Below are 24048 nucleotides of genomic sequence, written 5' to 3'. Positions count from 1 at the left end.
TTTTCCGACCTTTATTCTCATTGTGGGTACAAAAAAGCGACCACCCGGGTCGCTTCAAAAAATCATTAACCGACGGCGAGCGCCGCCTTCTGGGCTTCGACGATGTCGGCAATCCCCGACTTGGCCAGCGCCAGCATCTCGAGGAGCTCCTCGTGGCTGAAGGGTTCCCCCTCGGCGGTGCCTTGCACCTCAATCATGCGACCATCTTCCGCCATCACCACGTTCATGTCGGTCTCGGCGGCGGAGTCTTCCACGTACTCCAAATCACACACCGCCTGGCCATCCACCACGCCCACGGAAACCGCCGCAATCATGAACTTGAGCGGGTCCTTGGTCAGCTTCTTGTCACGCTGCAGGCCATTGAGGGCATCCACCAGGGCCACGCAGGCGCCGGAAATGGCGGCGGTGCGGGTGCCGCCATCCGCCTGAATCACATCACAATCGATGGTAATGGTGTACTCACCCAGTTTTTTCAGATCCATGGCCGCTCGCAATGATCGGCCAATCAGGCGCTGAATCTCCAGGGTACGGCCCCCCTGTTTGCCCCGGGCCGCTTCCCGGCCACTGCGGCTGTGGGTCGCCCGTGGCAACATGCTGTACTCGGCGGTCACCCAGCCCTGGCCCTTACCCTTAAGGAAGCGGGGCACGCCCTCTTCGACGGTGGCGTTACACAGCACCTTGGTATGGCCAAACTCTACCAGCACAGAGCCTTCCGCATAACGGGTGTAGTTGCGGGTAATGGTGATGGGACGAGTTTGGTTCTGGGCGCGGTTATCTGGACGCATGGAGTCAGCCTTGGCTTGAAAATTTGGGGTCACATTATACCGATCCAGCGCCCGTTAAGCGAGGCCGTAAGGCACTGGTCTCGGCCGGACACTGGGCCGTGGACCGGGTGCCACACGCCGGGGTCATGCCATTGATACGCCGGTTGTTTCCCCCTAAATATCTGTTATAACTGAATCACCAACAGATCAAAAAAGCATCACTATGAAACGAGTCGGCTATGGATTGCTGCTGATGTGGGCGCTGTTGCCACTGTGGAGCCAGGCAACCACCCCCACGTTGAAAAACGTCATGGAACAAGACACTCCGGCAGAAGAGGCCGCTTCGAAGCCCGCCCCTGTGGCGCCGCCGACCGTGGCCGACGAACATGAGCGCGGCTCGCCCCGCTCCTCCATGGAAGGGTTGCTGCACGCCATGCGCTACGGCGACTTCGAGCAAGCGGGCCACTACCTGGACACCCGCAACCTGCCGGCAGCGGTGGCCGCATTAGACTCGGCGGAACTGGCTCGACAGCTGAAGGTGGTGCTGGATCGTACCCTCTGGGTCGACCTGCAATCCATGAGCAACAGCAAACACGGTCTGACAGAAGACGGCTTGCCCAGTTATCGGGATCTGGTGGGCAAAATTCCCCTGAAGCGCCGCCAAGTCAGTGTCTATATGCAACGGGTGCCCCGTGGTGACGGCGAATCCATCTGGAAGGTCTCCAACGCGACCCTGTCTTACATTCCAGAGTTGTACCGCATCCATGGCGATGGCCCCATCGGCGAGTTTTTAAGCCAGCATCTGCCGGTGTTCGAGGTGATGGGTCTGCAAAGCTGGCAACTGGTGGCCCTGCTGCTGTTCCTGCTGATCGCCTACCTAATAAGCTGGCCGTTGTTTTGGCTGACCAACACCCTCATCGGCCGCCGCGGCGAGCACACTCAGCACCTGCAAAAGTTCATCCGCGGCCCGCTGAGGCTGCTACTGCTGGTGCTGGTGATTCGCCAGACCTTCCCTCTGGTTCGCCCTTCCATCGAAGCCCAGGCGTTTGCCGAAGGCCGGACTCTGCTGATCATTGCCTTTATCTGGGTCGCGGTGGCCGGACTGGAATTGACCCGACAACACCTGATACTGGTTCTTAAGGAAAAGGGCAAAGATCAGGGCGCGCTGCTGATGCGACCGCTGTTTACGGTGGCCAAAACCCTGGTGATTCTGACCGGCCTGTTGTTGTGGCTGGAGAACCTGGGCTTCAAAGCCACCACCATCCTCGCCGGTCTCGGCATCGGTGGCCTGGCGGTGGCCCTGGCGGCGCAGAAGTCGGTGGAGAACCTGATCGGTGCCATCACCCTGTACATGTCCACCCCGGTGAGGGTCGGCAACTTCTGCCGCTTCGGCTCCCAGATGGGGGTGGTCGAAGAGATTGGCCTGCGCTACACCCGCATCCGCACCCTGGATCGCACCGTGATTCACATCTCCAACGCCACCTTTGTCGACCTGCAACTGGAAAACTTCTCCGAACGCGAGAAAATTCGCTTCAGCCCCACCATCCACTTGCGTTACGACACCCAGGCCAGTCAACTGCGACCGCTGATGGATGCCATCACCGAGGCGCTGCAAGCCCACGACAAGGTGGACGAGGCGCCGGTGCGGGTGCGGTTCCACAAGTTTGGCCCTCAGGCGCTGCAATTGAACATTCTCAGCTACATCACTACCACCGATTTCCCGGTCTACCTGGAGGTCGCCGAAGCGCTCAACCTGACCATACTGACGCTGCTGGAACAGCATAAGGTCTCGCTGGCCGACGCCACTCAGCGCCGACTCAGCCACCAACAAACGGCGCTCACCAGCGAATCCTAAACCACCACGCCCGCGAGGGCCCCTTCTGCATTAAAAAGGAGCCCTTTCACCACACTCGACGTTGATCTGAGCCCGCCACCGAGGCCCCGACCTCGTCTGGTTGGTAAAGATCCCCTGTGGCTTTTGGCGTTGCCTGCCGGGGTTGGTATAATCGCAGCACCTCCACATCACAAGGCCATCAGCTAATGATCCACAGCATGACTGCGTACGCCCGCGGTGAAGTAAAAGCCGACTGGGGCAACGCCTCCTGGGAAATCCGCTCAGTAAACCAGCGCTACCTGGAAACCTACCTGCGCCTGCCCGAGCAATTCCGCTCCCTGGAACCCATGCTGCGTGATCGCCTGCGCAAACGCCTGGCTCGGGGTAAGGTCGAAGTCAACCTGCGCTTTGAACTGGCAGAAAACGCCGGTGAAAGCATCCAGATGAATGAAAAACTGGCCGCCCAGTTGATCGACAAGGCCCAGCACCTGCACACCATGGCCGGCATCGGCCAGTTGAACCTGGTGGAACTGATGCGCTGGCCCGGCGTGCTGGAAGCCAACGAGCGAGACATGGATGCCATCGGCAAAGAGTTGATGAAGGCATTCGACACCACCGTCGACAGCTTCCTAGAAGCCCGTGGCTCGGAAGGCCAGGCTCTGGAACAGATGATCATCGAGCGCCTCGATGGCGTCACCGAGCAGGCGGCCTTCGTTCGCAGCCGCATGCCGGAGATCATGGAGTGGCAACGTCAGAAATTGACCGACCGCCTGGCCGAAGTGAAAGAGGACCTGGATCCGGCTCGCATCGAGCAGGAGATGATCCTGATGGCGCAGAAGATGGACGTCGCCGAAGAGGTGGATCGCCTCGACGCCCACGTGGCCGAAACCCGCAAGGTTCTGAAAAAGGGCGGCGCCTGCGGCCGACGCCTGGACTTCATGATGCAGGAGTTCAACCGCGAGTCCAACACCCTGGCCTCCAAGTCCATCAGCACCGACATCACCGCCGCCGCCGTGGAACTGAAGGTGCTGATCGAGCAGATGCGCGAGCAGATCCAGAACATCGAGTAAGCCACGCCCCTTCTCAGCCAAGCCCCGCAATGCGGGGCTTTTCATTTTCAACTCGGAACAGAGACCGAGCACGCTAACCTTCAGCTCTCAGTGTTGACTCGGGAGGCCTCGAACAACCGACTTGTGGCCGTCAGGCTCGACATGGGTAAACCCCGAGTTGGTCGAACGTCCACCGGCAACGAAGATTCACTTCCCGGCCACTGTGATTGCCTACCCTTTTGCATACTCCCGCCACTCTGCCAGCTCGCGGGGATCCCCGTGTACCTTCAGCCAGCGGATGAAGCTTTGGGGACAGCGGGTGTGCAGGTTCAGCTGGCACCAGGCATCCAGGGCCGCCTGGGTGGTGTAGCCATCCAGAAAGGCATCGAACGCCCTGTCAGCGTGCCGCCAGAAACCGTGATCAATGCGGCCGCGCTCCGCCAGGAAGGGGTGGTCTCCCTTCGGCTCGGTGTGCTTAAACACCTGTTGGGACAGATCGCCCAGGATACGGTGGATAACATCGGTGCCCATCTCCTGCAGCGACAGCTCGTCGATGCGATCGATCTCATCCCCCACCAGCAGGCTGATCCGCTCCATCAGATAGTCGGTGTTCATGGTGGTGGCCAGCTCGTAGGCAAACATGTCCAGGCGGGCGAACACCCGATCCCGAAACTCTTCCTTGGAAAAGTTGCCCTCCTTAAGCGCCCGCTTATAGAGGCGAACATTGGGGTGCTTGCTGATCAGCTCCTTCTGCAGCGTCGGGTAGGACTGCAGCTGCTCTTTGGGCAACAGCGCCAGCAGATCAATCAACTCCGGCGTATCCACCAACAACTTGCCCAACTCCGATTTGGCATTGGCTGAAAGGGTGTGCGTCATCGTCTCCATCAACCCCTATTTCTGTCTGATGTTATTGCTTTTACGCCAATTTATCTTCGATTTCTAGGAGTCATAGGATTTCTTGGTAATCCTCCAGCTGCCATAGTGAATCTGCGGTCAACGGCGGCCCCGCGGCGGTTGACCACCAATATCAAGGAACTCTCTGACGCCAAGGATGGCCCCCTCCAGCTTCCCGACCCAGTCTCGCCCCACCCGGGCAGCACACTCCGATGCTCGCCCCACCACCGCAAACCGCAGCACCGCCCCAGACCAGGGCTGTCGCAACCTCAGCAGCGGCAACCGTACGTCGCCATCAATGCTCATCAGATCCGTTAGTGATGTCTGGTGATTCTCTCCTACCTACCATGGGCACCACTCAACGGGGACAGGAGGTCGCTGGCGCATTGGCCCCCGTAAGTTAAGCCGGCCCCCAGCAGCCTGACCCAGGCCAGGGGAGAGAACCGATGCTACCCGGCACATCAACGACGGCCTTGAGCCGAACCCATTCACTGAAAATCAGAGAGACTGTAATGAAAAAATTCGTAATCGCTTCCGTACTCAGCTGTGTCACCGCCATGCCTGCCCTGGCCCAGTCCGGGGACTTCACCCTCAACCCCATGGTCGGTGTGGCGCACAACAAGGAGTTCGGCAGCCAGGTGGCCCTGGGCCTTGAGGGTGCCTACAAGGACTTCATCTTCGGCTACGCCTACAACGGCGATAAGGAGTCCAACGGCACCGCCGGCCCGCTGGACCTCAACGACGAGACACCGATCATGGCCAGCGCCTACTCCAAGGACAAGTACCGCGCTCACCAGCTGTACTTGGGTTACCAGTTCCAAGTGGGCAGCGGCCACCTGGCCCTGAAAGCCGGTGCCGAGCTGTCCAAGCGTAAGATCAACGCCGGCCTCAACCTGCAGACCGCCCCCGGCCACGAGGATTACCACAACGCCGGCTTCGATCTCAGCGCCAGCAGCAGCAACGTGTGGAAGCCGATGGTCGGTGTCGGCTACTACCTGGACAATGGGTTGAACTTCAACCTCCACTACACCATTCACAGTGGGAACCGCGCCATGAAGGGCCAGGTGAACGCCTACGACAACGACAACAGTGCCACCGAGGCGACCAGCGGCAACATCAAGGATCGGGATCTCAGCACTCTGATGTTTACTGTTGGCTACCGATTCTGAGGGTATGCGCACCTTAGGGTGCGCTTTCTCACTTTCCGTGTTTTTACCAATCACTGAAGGCGCGAGTTGGCCCCAAGCCTTCACCCAAACCGGGACTTGGGGCCAACACAGTGACTTTTACTTAAATCCATATCTAAAAAACATGCCATCACCAATGTCATTGCAAGTATATATTTACAAAAATCCACCTGAAACATATAAACAGCGACTGGATCAACCTAAAAGTTTACGGATAAAATAAACACTTTAAAATTCATTATTAACCCTTAATCACCCCTCTAATTTACCACTAAAATCACCACCCTGATCACTCTCCATTTCTTCCCAAACTGCATCCAGATCCAACTTCTTCGTCAAACCCACCTGACAGTCACAATTCATTCTTTGTAATTTAGCTACAGATTGACACACAACTGATTTGTTTTATGTTATTGCCAACGCCCATGAAGGTTGCTCAACACCGAAACCGCCTGTTCTGGCACAGATTGCGGCGATTGCCCGAGCGCACCATTCGTCGCCGAAATGGCATTTATTTCCAAACTCATTTGAACTGGAATCGTGATTCAATGTTTAATTTGGTCAACTTTAAGAATAAAGGCATTAGCTTTCAGTTGTGTTCGATTATCGCCACATTGATTGTTCTGTCATTCTCTATCACTGGATATCTGGTATATCAAGAGAGCTATAAAACGCTTCTCAATAAAACTCTGACCGAGCATGAATCCAAGGTTAAAGCATTAAGCTCGACACTGGAGCAAAGTTTTAATGGCTACTTAACCGAAGCCAAAGTGCTGGAAAATACCTTTCAGAACCAATATCTGGATGGCCTCTCTGTTGCCACTACACCGGTAACGCTCAAAGGCAAAGCGGTACGCGACCTGGCCACCTTTGGCGAACGCGTTAGCAACAACCGTCTGGTGGACCGCTTCACCAAGGATACCGGCGCCGTTGCCACCGTGTTTGTAATGCAAGACGGCGACTTCATCCGCCTGTCCACTTCCCTGACCAATGACCACAATCAGCGGGTGGTGGGCACCGCCCTGACCCGCAGCAGTAAAGCCTATCGAGCCCTCAAACAACTGCAAAGTTACTACGCCAAGGTGGCCCTGTTTGGCAAGCAATACCTCACCTACTACGCCCCCATGCTGAATGACGCCGGTCAATTAATCGGTGCCACCTTTGTCGGACTGCCGGTGGATAAGGCCGCCCAGGCGTTGTTCGAGAATTTGTCCAACATCAGTTGGGGAGACAGTGGCTACACCATTATTTTCGACAACGCTGCCGACAATCGCGGGGCCTATCTGCACCATCCGGTTAAAGACAACCTCAGCAAAAACATCATCCAGTTAGCAACACCGGAAAAACCGTTCCAGAACCTGTTTGAGCGCGATGCCGGCGTGGTGCGTTACCCGCACGAATTCAACGGCGTCGTCGGTGAAAAATACCTGGTGTTCGCCGCCGTCTCCGGTTGGAACTGGGTCATCTCCGGTGGCACCTTTATCAACGAGGTAACCAAGGAATCTCAGCAGTTAATGACCACGATTGTCCTGGTCGCCGGCCTGGCCAGCCTGTTTACCGTGGCCGTCGTCACCTGGTCGCTGCAACGCATCATTCGCCCCCTCAGTCGGGCCAACGGTTACATGAGCGCCCTGGGCCAAGGCCGGGTCAGCCTGGACATCCCTCAAGTGCCTGCCGATTCCAGTAATGAGATCACCAACCTGACCCACAATATGCGTACCATGGCGCAGCGATTGAATCAGCTGGTGGGCGACATCAAAGTCACCAGTGCCCACTCCCATGCGGCCGCCGACGAGGTCTCCGGATTCGCCAACAACAACCTCAACCAATCAGAGCAGCAGCAACAGCAGGTGGATCAGATGGCCACTGCCATCGAAGAGATGGCCTCATCGGCCAATGCCGTCGCCGAGCAGGTGGAAGCGGTGGCCAACAACGTCCGCAACGCCCACCTCGACAGCGAATCCGGCGCCCGCCAGGTGGTGGAGATGGAGCAGGAGATCGGCAATCTGGGGGAGCAGTTAAACGCCTCAACCGACGCCATCCATCAGGTCAGTGAAGAGAGCAAGAACATTCAGTCGGTCACCAATATGATCGACTCCATCGCCGAACAAACCAACCTGCTGGCGCTGAATGCCGCCATTGAAGCCGCCAGAGCCGGTGAGCAGGGACGCGGCTTTGCGGTGGTAGCCGATGAGGTTCGACAACTGGCGCACCGCACCCAACACTCGGTGCAGGAGGTGGTGGCCATCATCAGCCAGTTGCAGGGCCGCATCGATTCGGCCGTGGCGCTGATGAACGCCAGCCAGAGCACCAGCGTCACCGTCAAAGACAAGGCTCAGGCCGCCGGAGGTGCCCTGAGAAACATCACCAGCCAGATCACCGCCATCGCATCCATGGCCGAAAGCATGGCGACAACCTCCGAGCAGCAAGCCCAGGTGTCGCAAGAGATCGCCGCCAATGCCACCCAGGTCAGCGATCTGAACCGCATGACCCGCGACACCTCGGCACAAACCGCCGACAGTGCCGCCGAGCTGCAGCGACTGTCAGAAAACCTGAATACTCAGGTGGCATTTTTTAGCTGATCACTGCCAGCGGCCGGCAACGTCCGGCCGCGCTCCCGGTTTGACTGCCGGCGCTCCCATCACCAATTGAGTGCGCCGACGGCGCAACTCCGGCTCTGGTGACAACTGCAGCGACGCGCCATCAGCCACCATCCCCAACCAGGCATAGGCATCGCTGACATCGGGAAAGCCCCTGTCATCAATAATCTGACGATAATGGTGACTGAACAGTGAAGTGCCACTGAGGCGATCAAACTGGTCAATCAGTTGCGGCACACTCCAGCTGCGACCACTGTGCCGACAGCACGCCACAAAATCGGCCACTACCTGCTGCAGAGACGACGGCGCAGGCAACCGGCGCAGTGCCACGTCGATGTGAAAAAAATAGGCGGCACCACTCCAATAGACCCGCTGATAGCTGCGACTGGCCCACATGGCGCCACTGAGGTTACGCAAACTTTTGTTGTGCTTACTCGCCGCCGCCCTGCCGCGCCGAAATCCCCCATCCAGGCTCGACAACGCCTGCTCCTGAGTCAGGATACCCGCGCGCCCGAGCAGCAGGTACTGCAGATAACTGGCCAGGCCCTCACTGAACCAGGGCGCATCGTTACCGGGAAAGGGCAACAGCAGATGACTGAACTCGTGCATCGCAGTCCAGTCCTGACGAAACGCCTCAGCGGAGTAGTCCAGATTCACATAAAACCGAATGCCCTCCTGGCCAGAGCGAATCACCTGAGCCCAGGGCACCGGTCCCTGTCCCCGGTTAGCGGTCATCACCTCGATGCTGGCACAGGGCACCGGTACTGCGCCGCCGTAATCCGAAACGGTCCGGGCGGCTTCGACCAGCCACTGCCTCAGCATCGACTGCTGACGCTGATCCATCGACGGGTGCATCTGAATCCGCATATCATCGCTGCAGATGGCCGCCCCCGCGGCGGCAGACGTCAACATCATCGCTGCGACAATCATTCGCCATCCCATAGATTCCTCCCTGACGTTCGATACCACCAAGTTAACGGTTGTCACAATCCCCGCTAACTGGATTACGGGAATTGAGTTAGACTAGATGGGCATAACCTCCTAACAATGACTACAACGAGATTATGCCAATGACCCTGACCCCCGAGTTTCTGAAATCCCTTCCTAAAATCGAACTTCATATGCACATCGAGGGCTCTCTCGAGCCAGAATTGATGTTCTCTCTGGCGCAACGTAATGGCATTGAACTGCCCTACGATTCTGTCGATGCCCTGCGCCAGGCCTACGACTTCAGCAACTTGCAATCCTTCCTGGATCTCTATTACCAGGGTGCCAATGTCCTGCAAACCGAACAGGACTTTTTTGATCTGGCCATGGCTTACCTTAAGCGCTGCCAGCAGCAGAATGTGCGTCACGTCGAGATCTTTTTCGACCCGCAGACCCACACCGATCGCGGTATTGCCTTTGCAACCGTCATCAACGGCCTGCATCGCGGCTTTACCCAGGGACAACAACAGTATGGCATCAGCTTCGAGTTGATCCTCTGTTTCCTGCGCCATCTCAGCGAAGAATCGGCCCTCAACACACTGGAACAGGCGCAACCATTTCGGGACAAAATTACCGGCATCGGCCTCGATTCCTCTGAAGTGGGCCACCCGCCGGAGAAGTTCGAACGGGCCTTTGCCGCCGCCAGAGCCCAGGGCTATCGACTGGTGGCACACGCCGGTGAAGAGGGGCCCGCCGATTACATCTGGCAGGCCTTGAAGTTGCTGCAGGTGGAGCGCATCGACCACGGCGTCGCCTGCACAGAAGACCCAAAACTGATGCAGCATCTGGTCGAGAAACGCATTCCTCTGACGGTCTGTCCCAACTCCAACGTACGACTGCGGGTCTTCGATACCATGGCCGATCACAACCTGAAGGAGCTGTTGGACGCCGGCTTGAAAGTCACGCTAAATTCCGACGATCCGGCGTACTTTGGTGGCTATATGCTGGAAAATTACCAGAATGTGCAAGATGCTCTGGCCCTGACCCAGGCGCAATGGATGCAGTTGACCGCCAATGCCATCGACGCCAGTTTTGCTTCCGACGCCCGCAAGGCTGACCTGTATCAGCAACTGATGACCTGTTTTGATTGATCTCTAAACAAAAAAAGAGGGCCAAAAGGCCCTCAAAAACTAGAGATGATGATGAAATGTATTGCTTACTACTTGCAAGGATGATGATGAAACTTGGTCGGTTGAATCAGGCGCCACGACCCCGGTAGGCCGCCAGCATCCAGCTCTCTTTTTCCTGCTGAGACAGATAATCGCTCATCAGGGCCGAGGTACCTTCGTCACCCAGCTCACCGGCGGCATTGAGAATCTGGCGCTGTTTGGCAATCAACACCTGATAGCCTTCCAGCAGGGAGTCGATGCCTTCGGCTCCACTTGAGATGTTAATGGCCTGCTGAATCTGGCTGAGCTGCAGGTAATCGGAAAAGGCGTGCAATGGCTGTTGGCCCAGGGTCAATACCCGCTCGGCAATCTCATCCACCTTCTCCAGCAGCACGTTGTAGATCTCTTCAAACTTGGTGTGCAGCTCAAAGAAATCGGCGCCTTTAATGTTCCAGTGGAAACCCCGTACATTCATGTACAGCACCTGATAGTTTGCCAACAGGTCATTCAATTGCGCAGCCAGGTCCTCGGCGCCATTTCGGTTCAGTCCAATCAAATTAGTGGTGGTCATATCAGTGTCCTCAGTGAATCTTCTGGGCCGCGTCGTGCGGCGAATGAGTGTAGATTACACCTGAGGACGGCAAGGGTATAACAAATGGAAACTATCACCTTAATCGACTAAAGCGTTTTGAACCTCACTCTCTGATTCATGCTTTGCATGTCGGCATCGCTCCATCACTTCGCTGCGGCAGGAGCCACAGCCGGTGCCCGCGCCACAGGCGTCGGCCACCTTGTCGGCACTGTCGGCCCCTTCGGCAATGGCGGCATCAACGTCCGCTTCCGTCAGTTGCAAGCAGCAACACAGCAAGCGCGATTCGGTGGTCGGGGTCATCAATAGGGATCTCTGTTGTGTGGCAGTGACAGGCGATTGTAACGCCTGCAACAGGTAATCCCCAGGTAAATGCCGACGCTGGGGAGACACAAACATGGCGGCCAACAATCGTCCTCCTTTGACAAATAACTGCCTGTTGCCTTCGGCCGACACCTGGCAAACGCTGGGCTGCCCATGCCCCAGCGTCGCCAGCCATTGTTGCAGCCGCTCCACGCAGTCTGACACCGGCAACTCACTGGCCAGCAAATACCCCCCTCCTTGAGGGTGAGTCTGGCTGGACCAAAACACCGCCACTCCAGCCGGCATCGCCACCGGCTCTGGCAGCCACAGTTGTGCCCACGCCCTGACGGCACACGGCCGGGCCTGCACCCTGGCCCCCTTAAAGCCGGGTTGACCCGACAGCGGATCCCGCCCCCGCCCCACCACCGCATTCACCGTGGCCTGGCCACTGAATTGGCCACTCCAGTGAATGGGGGCAAACAACTCTCCCCGGCGCTGCTGTTCCGACAGCGCCACCGGCAGCAGCAGCTCGCCTTCCCCAGCCTGCAGGGTTAACAGATCATTGGCGGTCACGCCCAGCAGGCGGGCATCTTCGGGGTGCAGAGCCACCTCGGGCCAGGGGCGATGACGGCCCAACTGCGGCGACAACCCGCTGCGGGTCATGGTGTGCCACTGGTCGCGGTACCGGCCATTGTTGAGCACCCAGCCCGGGGCTGCCGGTGATGTGGCTGACGACGACAGCTGCAGTTGCCCCCGCGGCGGGCCTTCGGGCTCACTGGCAAACAGGCGCTGGTTGTTCAGTCGCAACGGCTGGCCCGCGGGCTGAGGCCACTGCAACGGCGGCAACTGCTGGTATTGCTCGTCGGTCAGCGTCGCCAGAGCCCCAATATCAAACTCACCGCCGAGTCGCCCGTTTATCGCCGACAAGCTGGCATGTTCGCGAAAGATGTCCGCTTCATTGGCGAAATTAAACCCATGATTGAACCCCATGGCCTTGGCCACCTGGCACAGCATCCACCAGTCCGGCCGCGCCTCGCCGCTAGGAGGCATGAACGCCCGCTGCCTCGACAGGCGCCGCTCCGAATTGGTCACGGTACCGGCCTTCTCCCCCCAGCCGGTGGCCGGCAACAGCACATCGGCATGGCGCTGAGTATCGGTACCGACGATGCAGTCGCTGACCACCACCAGAGGGCAGGCCTCAAGTGCCCTGGCCACCAGGCCGCTGTCCGGCAGACTGACCGCCGGATTGGTGCCCATAATCCACAGTGCCTTAATCTCGCCCCGCTCCATCGCCTCAAACAACTCCACCGCCTTCAACCCCGGTCGAGACGCCATCCGTGGGCTACGCCAGATCTCACCGATGGCCTGTCGAGCCACCTCGTCGTCCAATTCCCGGTGGGCCGCCAGGGTGTTGGCCAACCCACCCACTTCGCGCCCGCCCATGGCGTTTGGCTGGCCGGTAAGGGAGAACGGCCCCATACCAGGACGACCGATGCGGTCGGTCAGCAGGTGGCAGTTAAGGATGGCATTGCCCTGATCCACCCCCTGCTCGGATTGATTGATCCCCATGGAAAATCCGGTAACGACACGGGGGTTAGCGGCGAACTGTTGATAAAAATCGATAATGTCATCGCGATCCAGGTCGGTCTCACCGGCAACCCGGTCCAGATCATAGGCCTGTAACGACACCTGAGTATCGCGCCATCCCGACAGTTGCTGGGCATTCGGGCGCTGCAATCCCTGCTCAATCAGGAATCGCAGCAAACCATGAAACAGCGCCAAGTCGCCGCCGGGACGAATGGCCAGGTGCAGATCGGCGGCTTCTGCGGTGGCAGTACGCCTCGGGTCAATCACCACCAGGCGCATGTGGGGTCTGGCTCGGCGCGCCGCCTGCAGCCTCTGAAACAGCACCGGATGACACCAGTTCATATTGGAGCCCACCAGCACCACCAGGTCCGCCAGCTCAAAATCCTGGTAGCACCCCGGTACACTGTCGCTGCCCAAGCCGCGCTTATGGGCCGTCACCGCCGACGACATGCACAGCCGGGAGTTGGTGTCGACGTTGGCACTGCCGATGAACCCCTTCATCAGCTTGTTGGCCACATAATAGTCCTCGGTCAATAGCTGTCCGGACAGGTAGAACGCCACCGAATCCGGCCCATGCTGCTCTACTGCCTGGCGAAACTTGTGCCCCACATAGGCCAAAGTACGGGACCAACTGTCACGCTGGCCGCCGATGCTCGGGTACAGCAGTCGTCCCCGTTCACCGAGCGTATCCGCCAGCCGCAACCCCTTTGAGCACAGCAGTCCCTGGTTGGACGGGTGGTACTGGTCACCACGGATCTGCACCTGATCACCGTTGACGCTGGCTAGCACGCCGCAGCCAACGCCGCAGTACGGGCAGGTGGTTCGGGTCTCAGTCATCGGGCTCTCCTGTGTGGGCGTCGGTATGGGATTGCCTGACTATTGCAACACTGAGGCCAAGGGTGCGAATTAATAATTTATTGCATTAAATCAATTGTTTAAATTTTAAAATTCCAACCAGAACCGAATGAGCACTCGCTTCAAATGAATAATGTCCCACCTTTAGTGCAGCTCTGCCTCATAACGGTGCATTATGAGGGAGAATTGCGGCTCCCCCCACAAGCCCCAAAAAAACCAAACCAAACTCAACCTTCTGTTTATTAACAATATAAGCGCCAATAAACAGAAGTTATCACGTTGTGGCACCGCTCTTGCCCCTGTCTGAATACCGTTTCTTTTCAGCAGGAGATCGCCACAATGCGAACCCCGTCCGATTCTGTTCCCTATCAGGTCTCCCTGATTGGCGCTGGCCCCGGCGATCCGGAGTTGCTTACCCTCAAAGCAATGGACCGCATTCAGCACGCCGATGTGATCCTGTATGACAACCTGGTCAGCGAGGCCATTCGGGCGCGCTTTCCCGACAGTGCCAGCGCCATCTACGTGGGCAAAAAACGCCACAACCATGCTTTGCCCCAGTCACGGCTGAATCAACGCATGGTGGCACTGGCCCGCCAGGGTCATCGGATCGTGCGCCTCAAGGGCGGTGACCCTTTTGTGTTTGGTCGTGGCAGCGAAGAGTTACTGGCCCTGCACCAGGCGGGCATTGTCGCCGAAGTGATCCCCGGCATCACCGCCGCCAGCGGTTGTGGCAGCTACGCCGGCATTCCCCTTACCCATCGGGGTCTGTCCCAGAGTTGCACCCTGATCACCGGCCAGGCCAATACCCAGCTGCAACTGGACTGGGCCGCCCTGGCCAAAGGCAACCAGACCCTGGTGTTCTACATGGGCCTGAACCAACTGCCTCACATCCGCCACCAACTGAGCCTGCATGGCATGAGCGACGCCACGCCGGTGGCGCTGGTGGAAAACGGCTGTCGCCCCGAACAACGGGTGGTCATCACCTCGTTGAAACAGATGGCCACTGACGCACTGCGCCACCACCTGCGCAGCCCCACCCTGATCTACGTTGGCGAGGTAGTCCGCCTGGCCGACTCCCTAAGTTGGTGGCAGCAGCCCCCTCAAAGCCAACAAGCGATTGCTTAAGGAGAGAGTCATGACCAAACCCATAATTGCGGTTGTCGGCAACGGAATGGTTGGCCACCGCTTTATCGAAGAGATGGCTGGCTGCAGCGACTTTGAGTTGCTGGTGTTTGCCGAAGAGCCTCGACTGGCCTACGACCGGGTACAGCTGACCCGCTACTTTGACAGCGGCAACGCCGATGACCTGGCCCTGGCCCACCCAAAGGACTACCAGCAGCAAGGGGTAATCAGCCACCTGTCGACCCGAGTGCTCAGCATCGACACCACCGAACAGACGCTGACCTGCAGCGACGGGCAGCAATACGCGTACCATACCTTGGTGCTGGCCACCGGCTCCTACCCCTTTGTGCCGCCCATTCCGGGGCGGGACCAAGCGCACATCCACCCCTACCGGACCATCGAGGATCTGCAGGCGATTCAACACTCCGCCTCCGACAGTCGGGTCGGCGTGGTCATCGGCGGCGGCCTGCTCGGACTGGAAGCCGCCAATGCCCTGAATACCCTGGGCCTGCAAACCCACGTGGTCGAGTTCGCCCCGCGACTGATGGCGGTGCAACTGGACAACGGCGGTGGGACCTTGTTGCGACAAAAGATCGAGCAACTGGGATTGACGGTACACACCGACAAAGCCACCCAAAGCATCGACGCCACCCCGGACGGCCCCTGCCGCTACCGGCTGAGCTTTGCCGACGGCAGCAGCCTGGATACCGATATGGTGGTGTTCTCCGCCGGCATTCGGCCTCAGGATCAGCTGGCCCGCCAGGGCCAGTTGCAGATCGGCGACCGCGGCGGCATCGTCATCAACGACCGGTGTCAGACTTCAGACGCCAACGTCTACGCCATCGGCGAATGCGCCTTGTGGCAGCAACGCATTTTTGGCCTGGTGGCGCCGGGCTACCAGATGGCCAAGGTGGCGGCCGCCACCATTCAAGGCCAGCAAGCCGCCTTCAGCGGCGCCGACATGAGCACCAAGCTGAAGCTGCTGGGCGTCGACGTCGCCAGCATCGGCGACGCCCACGGCAGTAGCCCCGGCGCCCTCAGCTACTGTTTCAGCGACCACGCCAACGGCCTGTACAAAAAGATCGTCGTCGACGACAGCGGCACCAAACTGCTGGGGGCGGTCTTGGTGGGGGATGCCAGCGACTACGGCAACTGGCTGCAGCTGTGCCTGAACCAGATGCCACTGCCGCAGCCTCCTGAATCGCTGTTGTTGCCGCTGCAGGAGCAGGGCGGCACGGCCGGGTCCGGGGTGGAAGCCCTGCCAGACTCGGCCCAGATCTGCTCCTGCCACGACGTCAGTAAGGCCGATCTCATCGAGGCCATTGATGCCGGCGCCTGTGACCTGGCCAGCCTTAAGAGTTGCACCAAGGCCGGCACCGGCTGCGGCGGCTGTGGCCAACTGGTGGGGCAACTGCTGGATAACCGGCTGGAGCAACAGGGCCTGACCGTCGACCATAGCCTGTGCGACCACTTCCCTTACTCGCGTACCGAACTGTTCGACATCCTGCGAGTGCGAGAGATCAGAACCTTTGACGCCCTGTTGACCCAGTGTGGTCAGGGCCGTGGCTGCGAAATCTGCCGACCGGCAGTGGCCTCAATGCTGGCCTCGCTGTGGAACGATTACATCCTCGACGACGCCCATGTTGGCCTGCAGGACACCAACGACCGCTTCCTGGCCAACATGCAAAAAGACGGCACCTACTCGGTGGTCCCTCGGGTTCCCGGCGGCGAGATCACCGCCGACAAGCTGATCGTCCTCGGCCAGGTGGCCAAAGAGTATGGCCTGTATACCAAGATCACCGGCGGTCAACGCATCGATCTGTTCGGTGCCCGCATGGAACAACTGCCAGCCATCTGGCGCCGGCTGGTGGACGCCGGTTTTGAAACCGGCCACGCCTACGGCAAGGCGATGCGGACAGTCAAATCCTGTGTCGGCAGCACCTGGTGTCGCTACGGCGTTCAAGACTCCACCGCCATGGCGATCCGCATTGAGCACCGTTACCGAGGCATCCGCTCCCCCCACAAAATCAAGCTGGCGGTGTCCGGTTGTGCCCGCGAATGCGCCGAAGCCCAGAGTAAAGATTACGGCGTCATCGCCACCGACAAGGGCTGGAACCTGTATGTCGGTGGCAACGGCGGCATGCGCCCCCGTCACGCCGACCTGTTTGCCACCGATCTCGATGACGCCACCCTGATCACCTACATCGATCGCATCATGATGTTCTACGTTCGCACCGCCGAACGCCTGCAGCGCACCTCGGTATGGCTGGAGAGCCTCGACGGCGGTCTCGACTACCTCAAACAGGTGGTCATCGACGACAGCCTGGGACTCAATGCCGAGCTGGAACGACAGATGCAGGCGCTGGTGGATCGCTATCAATGTGAATGGAAAACCACCCTGGATGACCCCAAACGCCTGAAGCAGTTTCAACATTTCATCAACAGCAAACGCGGTGACGACGGCGTGCGCTTTACCGAAGAGCGCGGTCAGATCCGTCCCGCCCCCATCGACATCAAGGAGTTGGCATGAGTACTTCATCCCACTGGCAGGAGATCTGCGCCCTCGACGACCTCAGCCCTGACAGCGGCGTCTGTGCCCTGCTGGACAACAAACAGGTGGCCATCTTCTACCTGGCCAATGGCGAACTGTACGCCATCGGCAACCACGATCCCCTCGGCAAAGCCAACGTCATGTCTCGCGGACTGCTGGCAGAGGTGGACGGCACCCTGACCGTCAGCTCCCCCCTATATCGCCACCACTACTGCCTCAGCAGCGGACGCTGCCTGCAGGACGACACTGTATCGGTGCCCACTTATCCGGTGCGTACGGTGGACGGCAAGGTGCAGCTGCGCCACTGAGCCCCAATTTTGGTTAAAGGAGTAACCCATGCAAACCCATGACGGCATTAAGCTGCTTTCGTTTACCGGCAAGATGAAAATCCTCCACCTCAGCTGGATGGCCTTTTTCATCACCTTCTTCGTCTGGTTCAACCACGCACCACTCCTGGGCGTGATCGCCGACTCCCTCGGTCTCAGTGGTGCTCAGGTGAAGACCCTGCTGATCCTCAACGTGGCCCTGACCATTCCGGCCAGGGTGGTGATTGGCATGCTCACCGACCGCTACGGTCCCAGGCTGACCTACGCCGCCTTGCTGGCACTGTGCAGCCTGCCCTGTTTTATGTTCGCCTTTGCCGACGACTTTGCTACCGCCGCCCTGTCGCGATTCCTGCTTGGCTTCATCGGCGCCGGGTTTGTGGTGGGCATCCGCATGGTCAGCGAGTGGTTTCCCGCCCATGAGCTGGGCACTGCCGAAGGGATCTACGGCGGCTGGGGCAACTTCGGCTCCGCCGCGGGCGCCATGACTCTGCCGCTGCTGGCGCTGTGGTTCGGTGGTGACGACGGCTGGCGCTACGCCGTGGCGGTAACCGGTGCCCTCAGCCTGCTGTTCAGCGTCATCTGGTACCAGAACGTTAACGATACTCCCAAGGGCTCAACCTACTTCAAACCCAAACAGAGCGGCGCCATGGAGGTCACCAGCAAAGGCGATTTCGCCCTGTTGCTGCTGATGAAGCTGCCGATGTACGCCGCCCTGGCCCTGTTAACTTGGAAGCTCTCCCCTGCCGGGGTCAAGCTGCTGAGTCAGCCTCTGGTTTACGGCCTGTATGGCACGCTTGGGCTACTGTTTGTTCTGGAGGTGGTGCAGGCCTATCGGGTCAACAAGGGAGTCTTTCGAGCGCCGGTGGCCGCGGAGCACCGGTACAAATTCAAGCAGGTGGCGGTACTGAACGTGCTCTATTTCGCCACCTTCGGCTCCGAACTGGCGGTCGTCTCGATGCTGCCGTTGTTCTTTGCCGAGGTGTTTGAGCTGGATATGGTGTACGCCGGCATGCTGGCCTCGGCCTACGCCTTTATGAACCTGGCCTCCCGCCCCGGCGGCGGCTGGCTCAGCGACCGCTTTGGCCGCAAGCGGACCCTGATCATACTGACAACGGGTCTGGCCCTGGGGTACGCATTGATGGCCCAGATCGACGCCAGTTGGCCGCTGCTGTTGGCCGTCGTCGCCGCCATGGCCTGTTCCTTCTTCGTCCAGGCCGGAGAGGGGGCGGTATTTGCCGCCGTGCCACTGATCAAACGCCGCCTCACCGGCCAGATAGCCGGCATGACCGGGGCCTACGGCAACGTCGGTGCCGTGGTCTACCTGACCGTGCTGTCGATGGTGGATTACGCCACGTTTTTCTGGGTCATCGCCGCCACGGCCGTGGTGGGCTTGCTGGCCCTGCTGCTGATGGAGGAACCCCGGGGTCAGATCACCGAGATTCGTGAAGACGGCAGCGTGGAGTTGATCCGTGTCGGCTAACCCTGTCACCGGTCAGACCCGGTTATCCCTGGCGTTCGGTGGCCACTCGGCTGCCGGCGCCAAATCCGGCAACCAGGACGCCTTTGCCCTGGCGCGCCCCGGCGCCCGAGAAACCGAGCATCACGGTTGGGCGGCGGCCTTGGCCGATGGGGTCTCCAATGCCAGCCATGGCGGTCCGGCCGCAGTCCTCAGCGTCACCAATTTTGTGCAGGACTTCTACGCCACCCCGGCCAGCTGGAGCACTCACCGCCGCGCCTCGAAGCTGTTGGCCGCCCTCAACCACTGGTTGTGTCATTGCGGTCTCGGCCAGCAACAATGGTTGACCACCTTTTCCGCCCTGGTGCTTAAAGGCAATCAGGGCTACCTGTACCAGGTCGGTGACAGCCAGGTGGCGCTGATCCGTGACGGACAGTGGCAGGTGCTGACCGCCAGCCACAATAATGGCCGGGTACTGACCCGGGCACTGGGGGCCGACCCCCACTTGCGGGTCGATACCCATGAACTGCGGCTGCAGGCCGGGGATCGCTTCGTGCTCAGTTCCGACGGCTTCCACGATCACCTTCGGCCAAAGCAGATAAAGGCCGAATTGTCGCGCCAAGAGGATCTCGAGACCAGCGCTCAACGATTAGTCAGGCTGGCACAGCAACAAGGCAGTCGTGACAACATCAGCTGCCTGATCATCGAGGTGCAGCAGTGTCCCGGCGATCAGCCACAGCAGTTACTGCAACAGTGGCAACACCTGGCCATACCGCCGGTCCTGGCCGCTGGCCAGAGCCTGGATCATTATCAGGTAGTGCGCTGCCTGCATGCCAGCCCCCGCTCTCACCTGTACCTGGTTCGGGATCGGCAGCAAGGCGGCCTGTGGGTTCTCAAGGCCCCGTCCCCCAACCTGGAAGACCACCACAGCCAACTGGCGGCTTTGGCCCGTGAAGCCTGGGTCGGTCAGTGCCTGAGCCACCCCAACCTCATGACCACCCGCCTGAATCACAACAGCCGCTTCCTGTACCTGATCTGCGAGTACATCGACGGTCAGACGCTGTCGCAATGGCACCAGGATCACCCCACTCCGGAGATTCAACAGTTGCGACCGGTGGTGGACGGGATCGTCGCCGGACTGCGCGCCCTGCAGCGGCAACAGATGGTGCACCGGGACCTGAAACCGGACAACATCATGATCGACGCCGATGGCCACATCAAGCTGATTGATTTCGGCAGCGTTGGCGCCGGCTCCCTGCAGGAATTGCCCGGTTGGCAGCAGTTGTCTCAGGCCGTGGGCACCGTGGATTACAGCGCCCCGGAAACCCAGCTGGAGCAACCTGCTGACAACCGCAGCGATCTGTTCTCTCTGGGGATCATCCTGTACGAATTGTTGTGCGGGCAACGGCCGTACGCCAATAAACGTCCGGGTCAACGAAAGCGCTTCAGTGATTGGCGCTACCGCAGTCTCAGGCAGTGGCAGCCCAACCAGCCGCTGTGGCTGGACCAACTGTTGCAACAGGCCACCGCCGCCGACCCCAAGCGACGACTGAGCTCATTATCAGAATTGCAGCAGCGGTTGCGCCACCCGCGAAGCGATGCCAACGAGCCCAGCCTGCCCCTGGCTAAGCGTCACCCGGTGCGGTTCTGGCAGGGCATCAGTGCGGTGCTGATGGCCGCCCTGATCGCCCAGTGGTTACTGGGGTAACGTCTCAACGTCCTGTCTCTGGCCAGCCACCCAGGTGCCCTGAACGTCAAGCTGAGGCGACAACCACACCAGGTTGGCAACGGCACCGGGGCGCAGGTGACCATAGACGGCCTCCAGCCCCAAGGCCCGCGCCGGCACCGCACTGGCCATCCGCAGTGCCTGCTCCAGGCTGACGCCCAGGTGCAACACCGCATTGCGTACCGCGGCCCCCATGTCCAACAGCGATCCCGCCAGCTCACCGCTGTGAGCCAGCAGACGATCCCCCTGTCGATGCACCTCCCGATCCACCAGGGTAAACCGCTGCAGGTCACTGCCCACCAATGGCATGGCATCGGTTACCAGGGCGATGTTGTCCGCCCCTTTGCAGCGCAGCGCCACCCGGGCGGAACGATAGTCCAGATGCTGACCATCGGCGATCAAACCGGCCACGCTGCTGTCATCGAGCAGCGCCGCCCCGACCATGCCCGGTTCGCGGGAACCAAACGCCGACATGGCATTGAACAGGTGGGTAAAGCCAACGGCCCCGGCTTTCAGGGCTTGCTGCGCCTGATCGGCGCTGGCATTGGAGTGCCCCAAAAACACCCGGACGCCCATGGCCGTCAGAGTCTGAATCTCGGCACAGCTCACCGTCTCCGGTGCCAGAGTCACCAGCTTGACCCCAAGATCGTCGCGCTGATACAGCTGCCATTCGGCCTCGGACAACGGTCGAATCTGCTCACCGCAATGGGCCCCCTTCTTGGCAGCAGCAATGTGCGGGCCTTCGAAGTGAATGCCGATGATGCCATGAGGGTTGTGGCGACGGGCCTCGGCGACCGCGTCGGCGGCGGCAGTCATCACCGCCACCGAATCGGTGATCACCGTCGGCAGCATCGAGGTGGTGCCCAGGCCGGTGTGTGCCTGAAACAGACGCGCCATGGCGGCCGGCTCGGGGCAGTCATTGAGCAGCACTCCACCACCACCATTGACCTGCAGATCCACCAACCCTGGCGCAACGATGCCCGCCAGGTGCAGATCGGCATGCTGACACTGCTGATCCACGGCCACCACCCGCCCGTCGGCAACGGTCAGCACCCGGTCAGCCAGCATCTGCCGGCCGTCAAACAAACGATCAATCCGATACCTTACTGTCATAGCACCTCCTTCAACGGCAGGCTGCCTTGAGGGGTTGCCTGACCCAGCAACACCCTGGCCAGGGCATCGAAACTGGCACTGTGCGGCGGTGAAGTCTGATCCAGGTGATAGGCGTAACTGGCCAACATCCAATGGGCCTCTTTGGCAAAAATGCGACAATCATAGGGTGCCCGCAGGCTCAGATGCACCACCCACTTACCGGTTTCCCGGGCCTCTTTCATTAATCCCTTTAACCGCAGCGGGTCGTGGGCCCGAATCAACTGCTGCTCGGTCAGTCGAGCCAGATCATCCATGCCGCCCAGTTCCGCCACGCTCTGACGGGGCGAGACATAGCCGCCGATCACCACGTCCGACGTGGCCATCGCAGCGCGAATGACGTTGTCCTCATGGTGACGCGGCGACAACACCAAAATCTGCAGACTCGAGTCTCCGAAACGTCGAAGCGCCGATGCCAGTGCCTGCCCCTGAGCCAGTTCCGGTAATAACAACAGCCAGGATCCGGTTGGCGGCAAACAGACACTGGCCGCGCCCACCTGAGTAATGGACGCCTGGGCCAATTGCTGCTCCAGTAGCCGATGCGGCTCACACCCAAGCACCGACTCGGCCCACTGCAACCGCTGGGCCCGAGAAGCTCGACGGTTACCCAGTTTGAAGCGCCACTTCAGGTCCAGAATCCGCTGAGCCGAGGCCGACAGGGCCTGGGAGCACAGGCGGCCATCCGCCACGGCGGCGGCCACGCCGGCAATCAGTGCCGGCAGACGCTGAAGATCCTCCGGGCACCGAACCCGCAGCGGCATCAATGCGATGTCGACGCCGGCAGCAAATGCCTGAATCACCGCTTCCAAGGGTTCGAAATAGTCGCTGATGCCGCCCATGTCCATGGCGTCGGTGATCACCACGCCCTGGTAACCCAGTTGCCCCCGCAGCAGATCGGTAATGATGGCTCTGGACATGGTGGCCGGCACCAGTACCGGTTTGCCATCACGTCCCACCAGTTCGGTGCTGTCCAGTGCCGGGAATTGCACATGGGCAGTCATCACCATGCCGGGTGGCTGCCGGGCGATGATGTCGGCAAAGGGCTTGAGCTCCACCTTGTCCAACCGCGATCGGTCATGCTCTACCCGCGGCAGCCCGGTGTGGCTGTCGACGCAGGTGTCGCCGTGACCGGGGAAGTGCTTCAGGGTCGCGACCACCCCGGCCTCCTCCAACCCCAGCACCTGGGCCTCGCCCAGGCGCGCCACCAGGTCGGGATCGTCGCCAAAGGCGCGGACATTGATCACCGGATTGTCGGGATTGTTATTCACATCGACACAGGGGGCGTGGTTGACATTGAGGCCCAACGCCGACAACTCCGCCGCCATGGCCGCGGCGCAGGCCAGGGTCAAGCCATCGCCATGACGCTCATCGGTGGCGCCCAGCGCCATGTTGCCGGCAAAGGCGGTGGTAAAGGATCGCGGCGTCCGGCACACCCGCCCCCCCTCCTGGTCCACCGAAATCAGCAGCGGTATACCGGAATTGGAGGCGGCCGCCGCCAGCTGCAGGTCGTCGGTGAGGGTCAGGATCTGCTCCGGGTCCTGCAGGTTCTCTGCAAACAGAATCACCCCGCCCAGGCCGGTATCGGCAATCAGGGCCGCCAGTTCTGTCGGCAGGGTTCGCATCGGAGTACGGGTTGCTGACGTGGCGCCGAAATAGCGCAGGTCCAGCATCAGTTTTTGCGCAATCTGTTGTTCTAACGTCATGATCCATCATGGGACAGCTTGGCTTGTGGCCCCAAGAGTCCCACCCCTTCAATGAGTTATCAAGCCTGCAACCGCATCTGCATCGAAGAAATGTGGCCGCCGTATTCGGTCACGGGTGATTTATACCCCCATTCGTGGTACTTTACGCCGCCTCAATCCCAGTGGTTGGGCGTGTTTGCCCCTTCACCACTACGCTTTCTTTAGACTCCCGTCTGGTGTGGCCCCTAACCGAGCCCTGCCCGGCAGGTGATACTCGA

18 protein-coding genes are annotated in these 24048 nt (G+C 59.9%); 10 read left to right on the top strand and 8 right to left on the bottom strand.

Annotated features, from left to right (window positions below):
* Positions 1-65: 65 nt before the first annotated feature.
* The gene (gene rph / locus H598_RS0108285; protein ID WP_028112603.1) at positions 66-785 is read right to left on the bottom strand and encodes a ribonuclease PH; all 720 of its coding nucleotides are present in this window, start codon (positions 783-785) and stop codon (positions 66-68) included.
* A gap of 202 nt (positions 786-987) precedes the next feature.
* Between rph and H598_RS23755 the strand changes: the two genes are divergently transcribed.
* Both H598_RS23755 and H598_RS0108275 read left to right on the top strand, forming a co-directional pair.
* Positions 988-2619: a mechanosensitive ion channel family protein gene (locus H598_RS23755; RefSeq protein ID WP_051252588.1), complete on the top strand. Its 1632-nt coding sequence runs from the start codon at positions 988-990 to the stop codon at positions 2617-2619.
* A 185-nt stretch (positions 2620-2804) separates the two neighbouring features.
* The gene (locus H598_RS0108275; protein WP_028112602.1) at positions 2805-3668 is read left to right on the top strand and encodes a YicC/YloC family endoribonuclease; all 864 of its coding nucleotides are present in this window, start codon (positions 2805-2807) and stop codon (positions 3666-3668) included.
* A gap of 210 nt (positions 3669-3878) precedes the next feature.
* Here the strand turns inward: H598_RS0108275 and H598_RS0108270 are convergent, their stop codons facing one another.
* Together H598_RS0108270 and H598_RS0108265 are read right to left on the bottom strand one after the other, a co-directional pair.
* Positions 3879-4523, bottom strand: a complete 645-nt coding sequence (locus tag H598_RS0108270; protein ID WP_028112601.1) for a hypothetical protein — start codon at positions 4521-4523, stop codon at positions 3879-3881.
* 117 nt (positions 4524-4640) lie between these two features.
* On the bottom strand, positions 4641-4847 hold the full coding sequence (locus H598_RS0108265) for a hypothetical protein (protein ID WP_028112600.1): 207 nt from the start codon (positions 4845-4847) through the stop codon (positions 4641-4643).
* 206 nt (positions 4848-5053) lie between these two features.
* Here H598_RS0108265 and H598_RS0108260 point away from each other — a divergent pair, with 206 nt between their 5' ends.
* Positions 5054-5710 (top strand): outer membrane beta-barrel protein, encoded by a 657-nt coding sequence (locus H598_RS0108260; protein WP_028112599.1) that lies wholly within the window; start codon positions 5054-5056, stop codon positions 5708-5710.
* A 425-nt stretch (positions 5711-6135) separates the two neighbouring features.
* On the top strand, positions 6136-8310 hold the full coding sequence (locus tag H598_RS0108255) for a methyl-accepting chemotaxis protein (RefSeq protein ID WP_342663226.1): 2175 nt from the start codon (positions 6136-6138) through the stop codon (positions 8308-8310).
* Here the strand turns inward: H598_RS0108255 and H598_RS0108250 are convergent, their stop codons facing one another.
* Positions 8311-9270, bottom strand: a complete 960-nt coding sequence (locus H598_RS0108250) for a M61 family metallopeptidase (protein ID WP_084144386.1) — start codon at positions 9268-9270, stop codon at positions 8311-8313.
* A gap of 128 nt (positions 9271-9398) precedes the next feature.
* On the opposite strand from H598_RS0108250, the gene H598_RS0108245 reads away from it, so the two are divergent.
* Positions 9399-10406 (top strand): adenosine deaminase, encoded by a 1008-nt coding sequence (locus H598_RS0108245; RefSeq protein ID WP_028112596.1) that lies wholly within the window; start codon positions 9399-9401, stop codon positions 10404-10406.
* A gap of 106 nt (positions 10407-10512) precedes the next feature.
* On the opposite strand, the gene H598_RS0108240 is transcribed toward H598_RS0108245, so the two are convergent.
* The gene (locus tag H598_RS0108240) at positions 10513-10995 is read right to left on the bottom strand and encodes a Dps family protein (protein WP_028112595.1); all 483 of its coding nucleotides are present in this window, start codon (positions 10993-10995) and stop codon (positions 10513-10515) included.
* A gap of 99 nt (positions 10996-11094) precedes the next feature.
* Positions 11095-13740, bottom strand: a complete 2646-nt coding sequence (locus tag H598_RS23750) for a nitrate reductase (RefSeq protein WP_051252587.1) — start codon at positions 13738-13740, stop codon at positions 11095-11097.
* 357 nt (positions 13741-14097) lie between these two features.
* On the opposite strand from H598_RS23750, the gene cobA reads away from it, so the two are divergent.
* From cobA to H598_RS0108210, 5 genes are read left to right on the top strand one after another with little or no spacing between them, the layout of a single operon-like run.
* Positions 14098-14883 carry a uroporphyrinogen-III C-methyltransferase gene (gene cobA, locus H598_RS0108230; protein WP_028112594.1) on the top strand — a complete coding sequence of 262 codons (786 nt, stop codon included), beginning with the start codon at positions 14098-14100 and terminating at the stop codon, positions 14881-14883.
* A 10-nt stretch (positions 14884-14893) separates the two neighbouring features.
* The gene (nirB, locus tag H598_RS0108225) at positions 14894-17410 is read left to right on the top strand and encodes a nitrite reductase large subunit NirB (protein WP_028112593.1); all 2517 of its coding nucleotides are present in this window, start codon (positions 14894-14896) and stop codon (positions 17408-17410) included.
* Entirely contained in the window at positions 17407-17739 is a 333-nt protein-coding gene (gene nirD, locus H598_RS0108220) for a nitrite reductase small subunit NirD (RefSeq protein ID WP_028112592.1), read from the top strand. The genes nirB and nirD overlap by 4 nt, the downstream gene beginning before the upstream one ends.
* A gap of 28 nt (positions 17740-17767) precedes the next feature.
* Positions 17768-19237: a NarK family nitrate/nitrite MFS transporter gene (locus H598_RS0108215; protein ID WP_028112591.1), complete on the top strand. Its 1470-nt coding sequence runs from the start codon at positions 17768-17770 to the stop codon at positions 19235-19237.
* On the top strand, positions 19227-20921 hold the full coding sequence (locus tag H598_RS0108210; protein ID WP_028112590.1) for a bifunctional protein-serine/threonine kinase/phosphatase: 1695 nt from the start codon (positions 19227-19229) through the stop codon (positions 20919-20921). The genes H598_RS0108215 and H598_RS0108210 overlap by 11 nt, the downstream gene beginning before the upstream one ends.
* Here H598_RS0108210 and nagA read toward each other — a convergent pair.
* Both nagA and H598_RS0108200 read right to left on the bottom strand, forming a co-directional pair.
* Positions 20910-22052 (bottom strand): N-acetylglucosamine-6-phosphate deacetylase, encoded by a 1143-nt coding sequence (gene nagA, locus H598_RS0108205; RefSeq protein ID WP_028112589.1) that lies wholly within the window; start codon positions 22050-22052, stop codon positions 20910-20912. The genes H598_RS0108210 and nagA overlap by 12 nt on opposite strands.
* On the bottom strand, positions 22049-23791 hold the full coding sequence (locus tag H598_RS0108200; RefSeq protein ID WP_035415695.1) for a glycoside hydrolase family 3 protein: 1743 nt from the start codon (positions 23789-23791) through the stop codon (positions 22049-22051). Before H598_RS0108200 ends, nagA begins: the two co-directional genes overlap by 4 nt.
* Positions 23792-24048 lie beyond the last annotated feature (257 nt).

Origin of the sequence: Ferrimonas kyonanensis DSM 18153 (genome assembly GCF_000425405.1) — a bacterium.
In the GTDB taxonomy this organism is placed as follows: Bacteria; Pseudomonadota; Gammaproteobacteria; order Enterobacterales; family Shewanellaceae; genus Ferrimonas; species Ferrimonas kyonanensis.
The sequence above is the reverse complement of the archived record's forward strand: the minus strand, read 5'-3'. Positions and strand labels throughout refer to the sequence as shown.

Coding starts and splice junctions, on each gene's coding strand:
- rph (WP_028112603.1), bottom strand. CDS start 785: ATGCGTCCAGATAACCGCGCCCAGAACCAAACTCGTCCCATCACCATT.
- H598_RS23755 (WP_051252588.1), top strand. CDS start 988: ATGAAACGAGTCGGCTATGGATTGCTGCTGATGTGGGCGCTGTTGCCA.
- H598_RS0108275 (WP_028112602.1), top strand. CDS start 2,805: ATGATCCACAGCATGACTGCGTACGCCCGCGGTGAAGTAAAAGCCGAC.
- H598_RS0108270 (WP_028112601.1), bottom strand. CDS start 4,523: ATGACGCACACCCTTTCAGCCAATGCCAAATCGGAGTTGGGCAAGTTG.
- H598_RS0108265 (WP_028112600.1), bottom strand. CDS start 4,847: ATGAGCATTGATGGCGACGTACGGTTGCCGCTGCTGAGGTTGCGACAG.
- H598_RS0108260 (WP_028112599.1), top strand. CDS start 5,054: ATGAAAAAATTCGTAATCGCTTCCGTACTCAGCTGTGTCACCGCCATG.
- H598_RS0108255 (WP_342663226.1), top strand. CDS start 6,136: ATGTTATTGCCAACGCCCATGAAGGTTGCTCAACACCGAAACCGCCTG.
- H598_RS0108250 (WP_084144386.1), bottom strand. CDS start 9,270: ATGGGATGGCGAATGATTGTCGCAGCGATGATGTTGACGTCTGCCGCC.
- H598_RS0108245 (WP_028112596.1), top strand. CDS start 9,399: ATGACCCTGACCCCCGAGTTTCTGAAATCCCTTCCTAAAATCGAACTT.
- H598_RS0108240 (WP_028112595.1), bottom strand. CDS start 10,995: ATGACCACCACTAATTTGATTGGACTGAACCGAAATGGCGCCGAGGAC.
- H598_RS23750 (WP_051252587.1), bottom strand. CDS start 13,740: ATGACTGAGACCCGAACCACCTGCCCGTACTGCGGCGTTGGCTGCGGC.
- cobA (WP_028112594.1), top strand. CDS start 14,098: ATGCGAACCCCGTCCGATTCTGTTCCCTATCAGGTCTCCCTGATTGGC.
- nirB (WP_028112593.1), top strand. CDS start 14,894: ATGACCAAACCCATAATTGCGGTTGTCGGCAACGGAATGGTTGGCCAC.
- nirD (WP_028112592.1), top strand. CDS start 17,407: ATGAGTACTTCATCCCACTGGCAGGAGATCTGCGCCCTCGACGACCTC.
- H598_RS0108215 (WP_028112591.1), top strand. CDS start 17,768: ATGCAAACCCATGACGGCATTAAGCTGCTTTCGTTTACCGGCAAGATG.
- nagA (WP_028112589.1), bottom strand. CDS start 22,052: ATGACAGTAAGGTATCGGATTGATCGTTTGTTTGACGGCCGGCAGATG.
- H598_RS0108200 (WP_035415695.1), bottom strand. CDS start 23,791: ATGACGTTAGAACAACAGATTGCGCAAAAACTGATGCTGGACCTGCGC.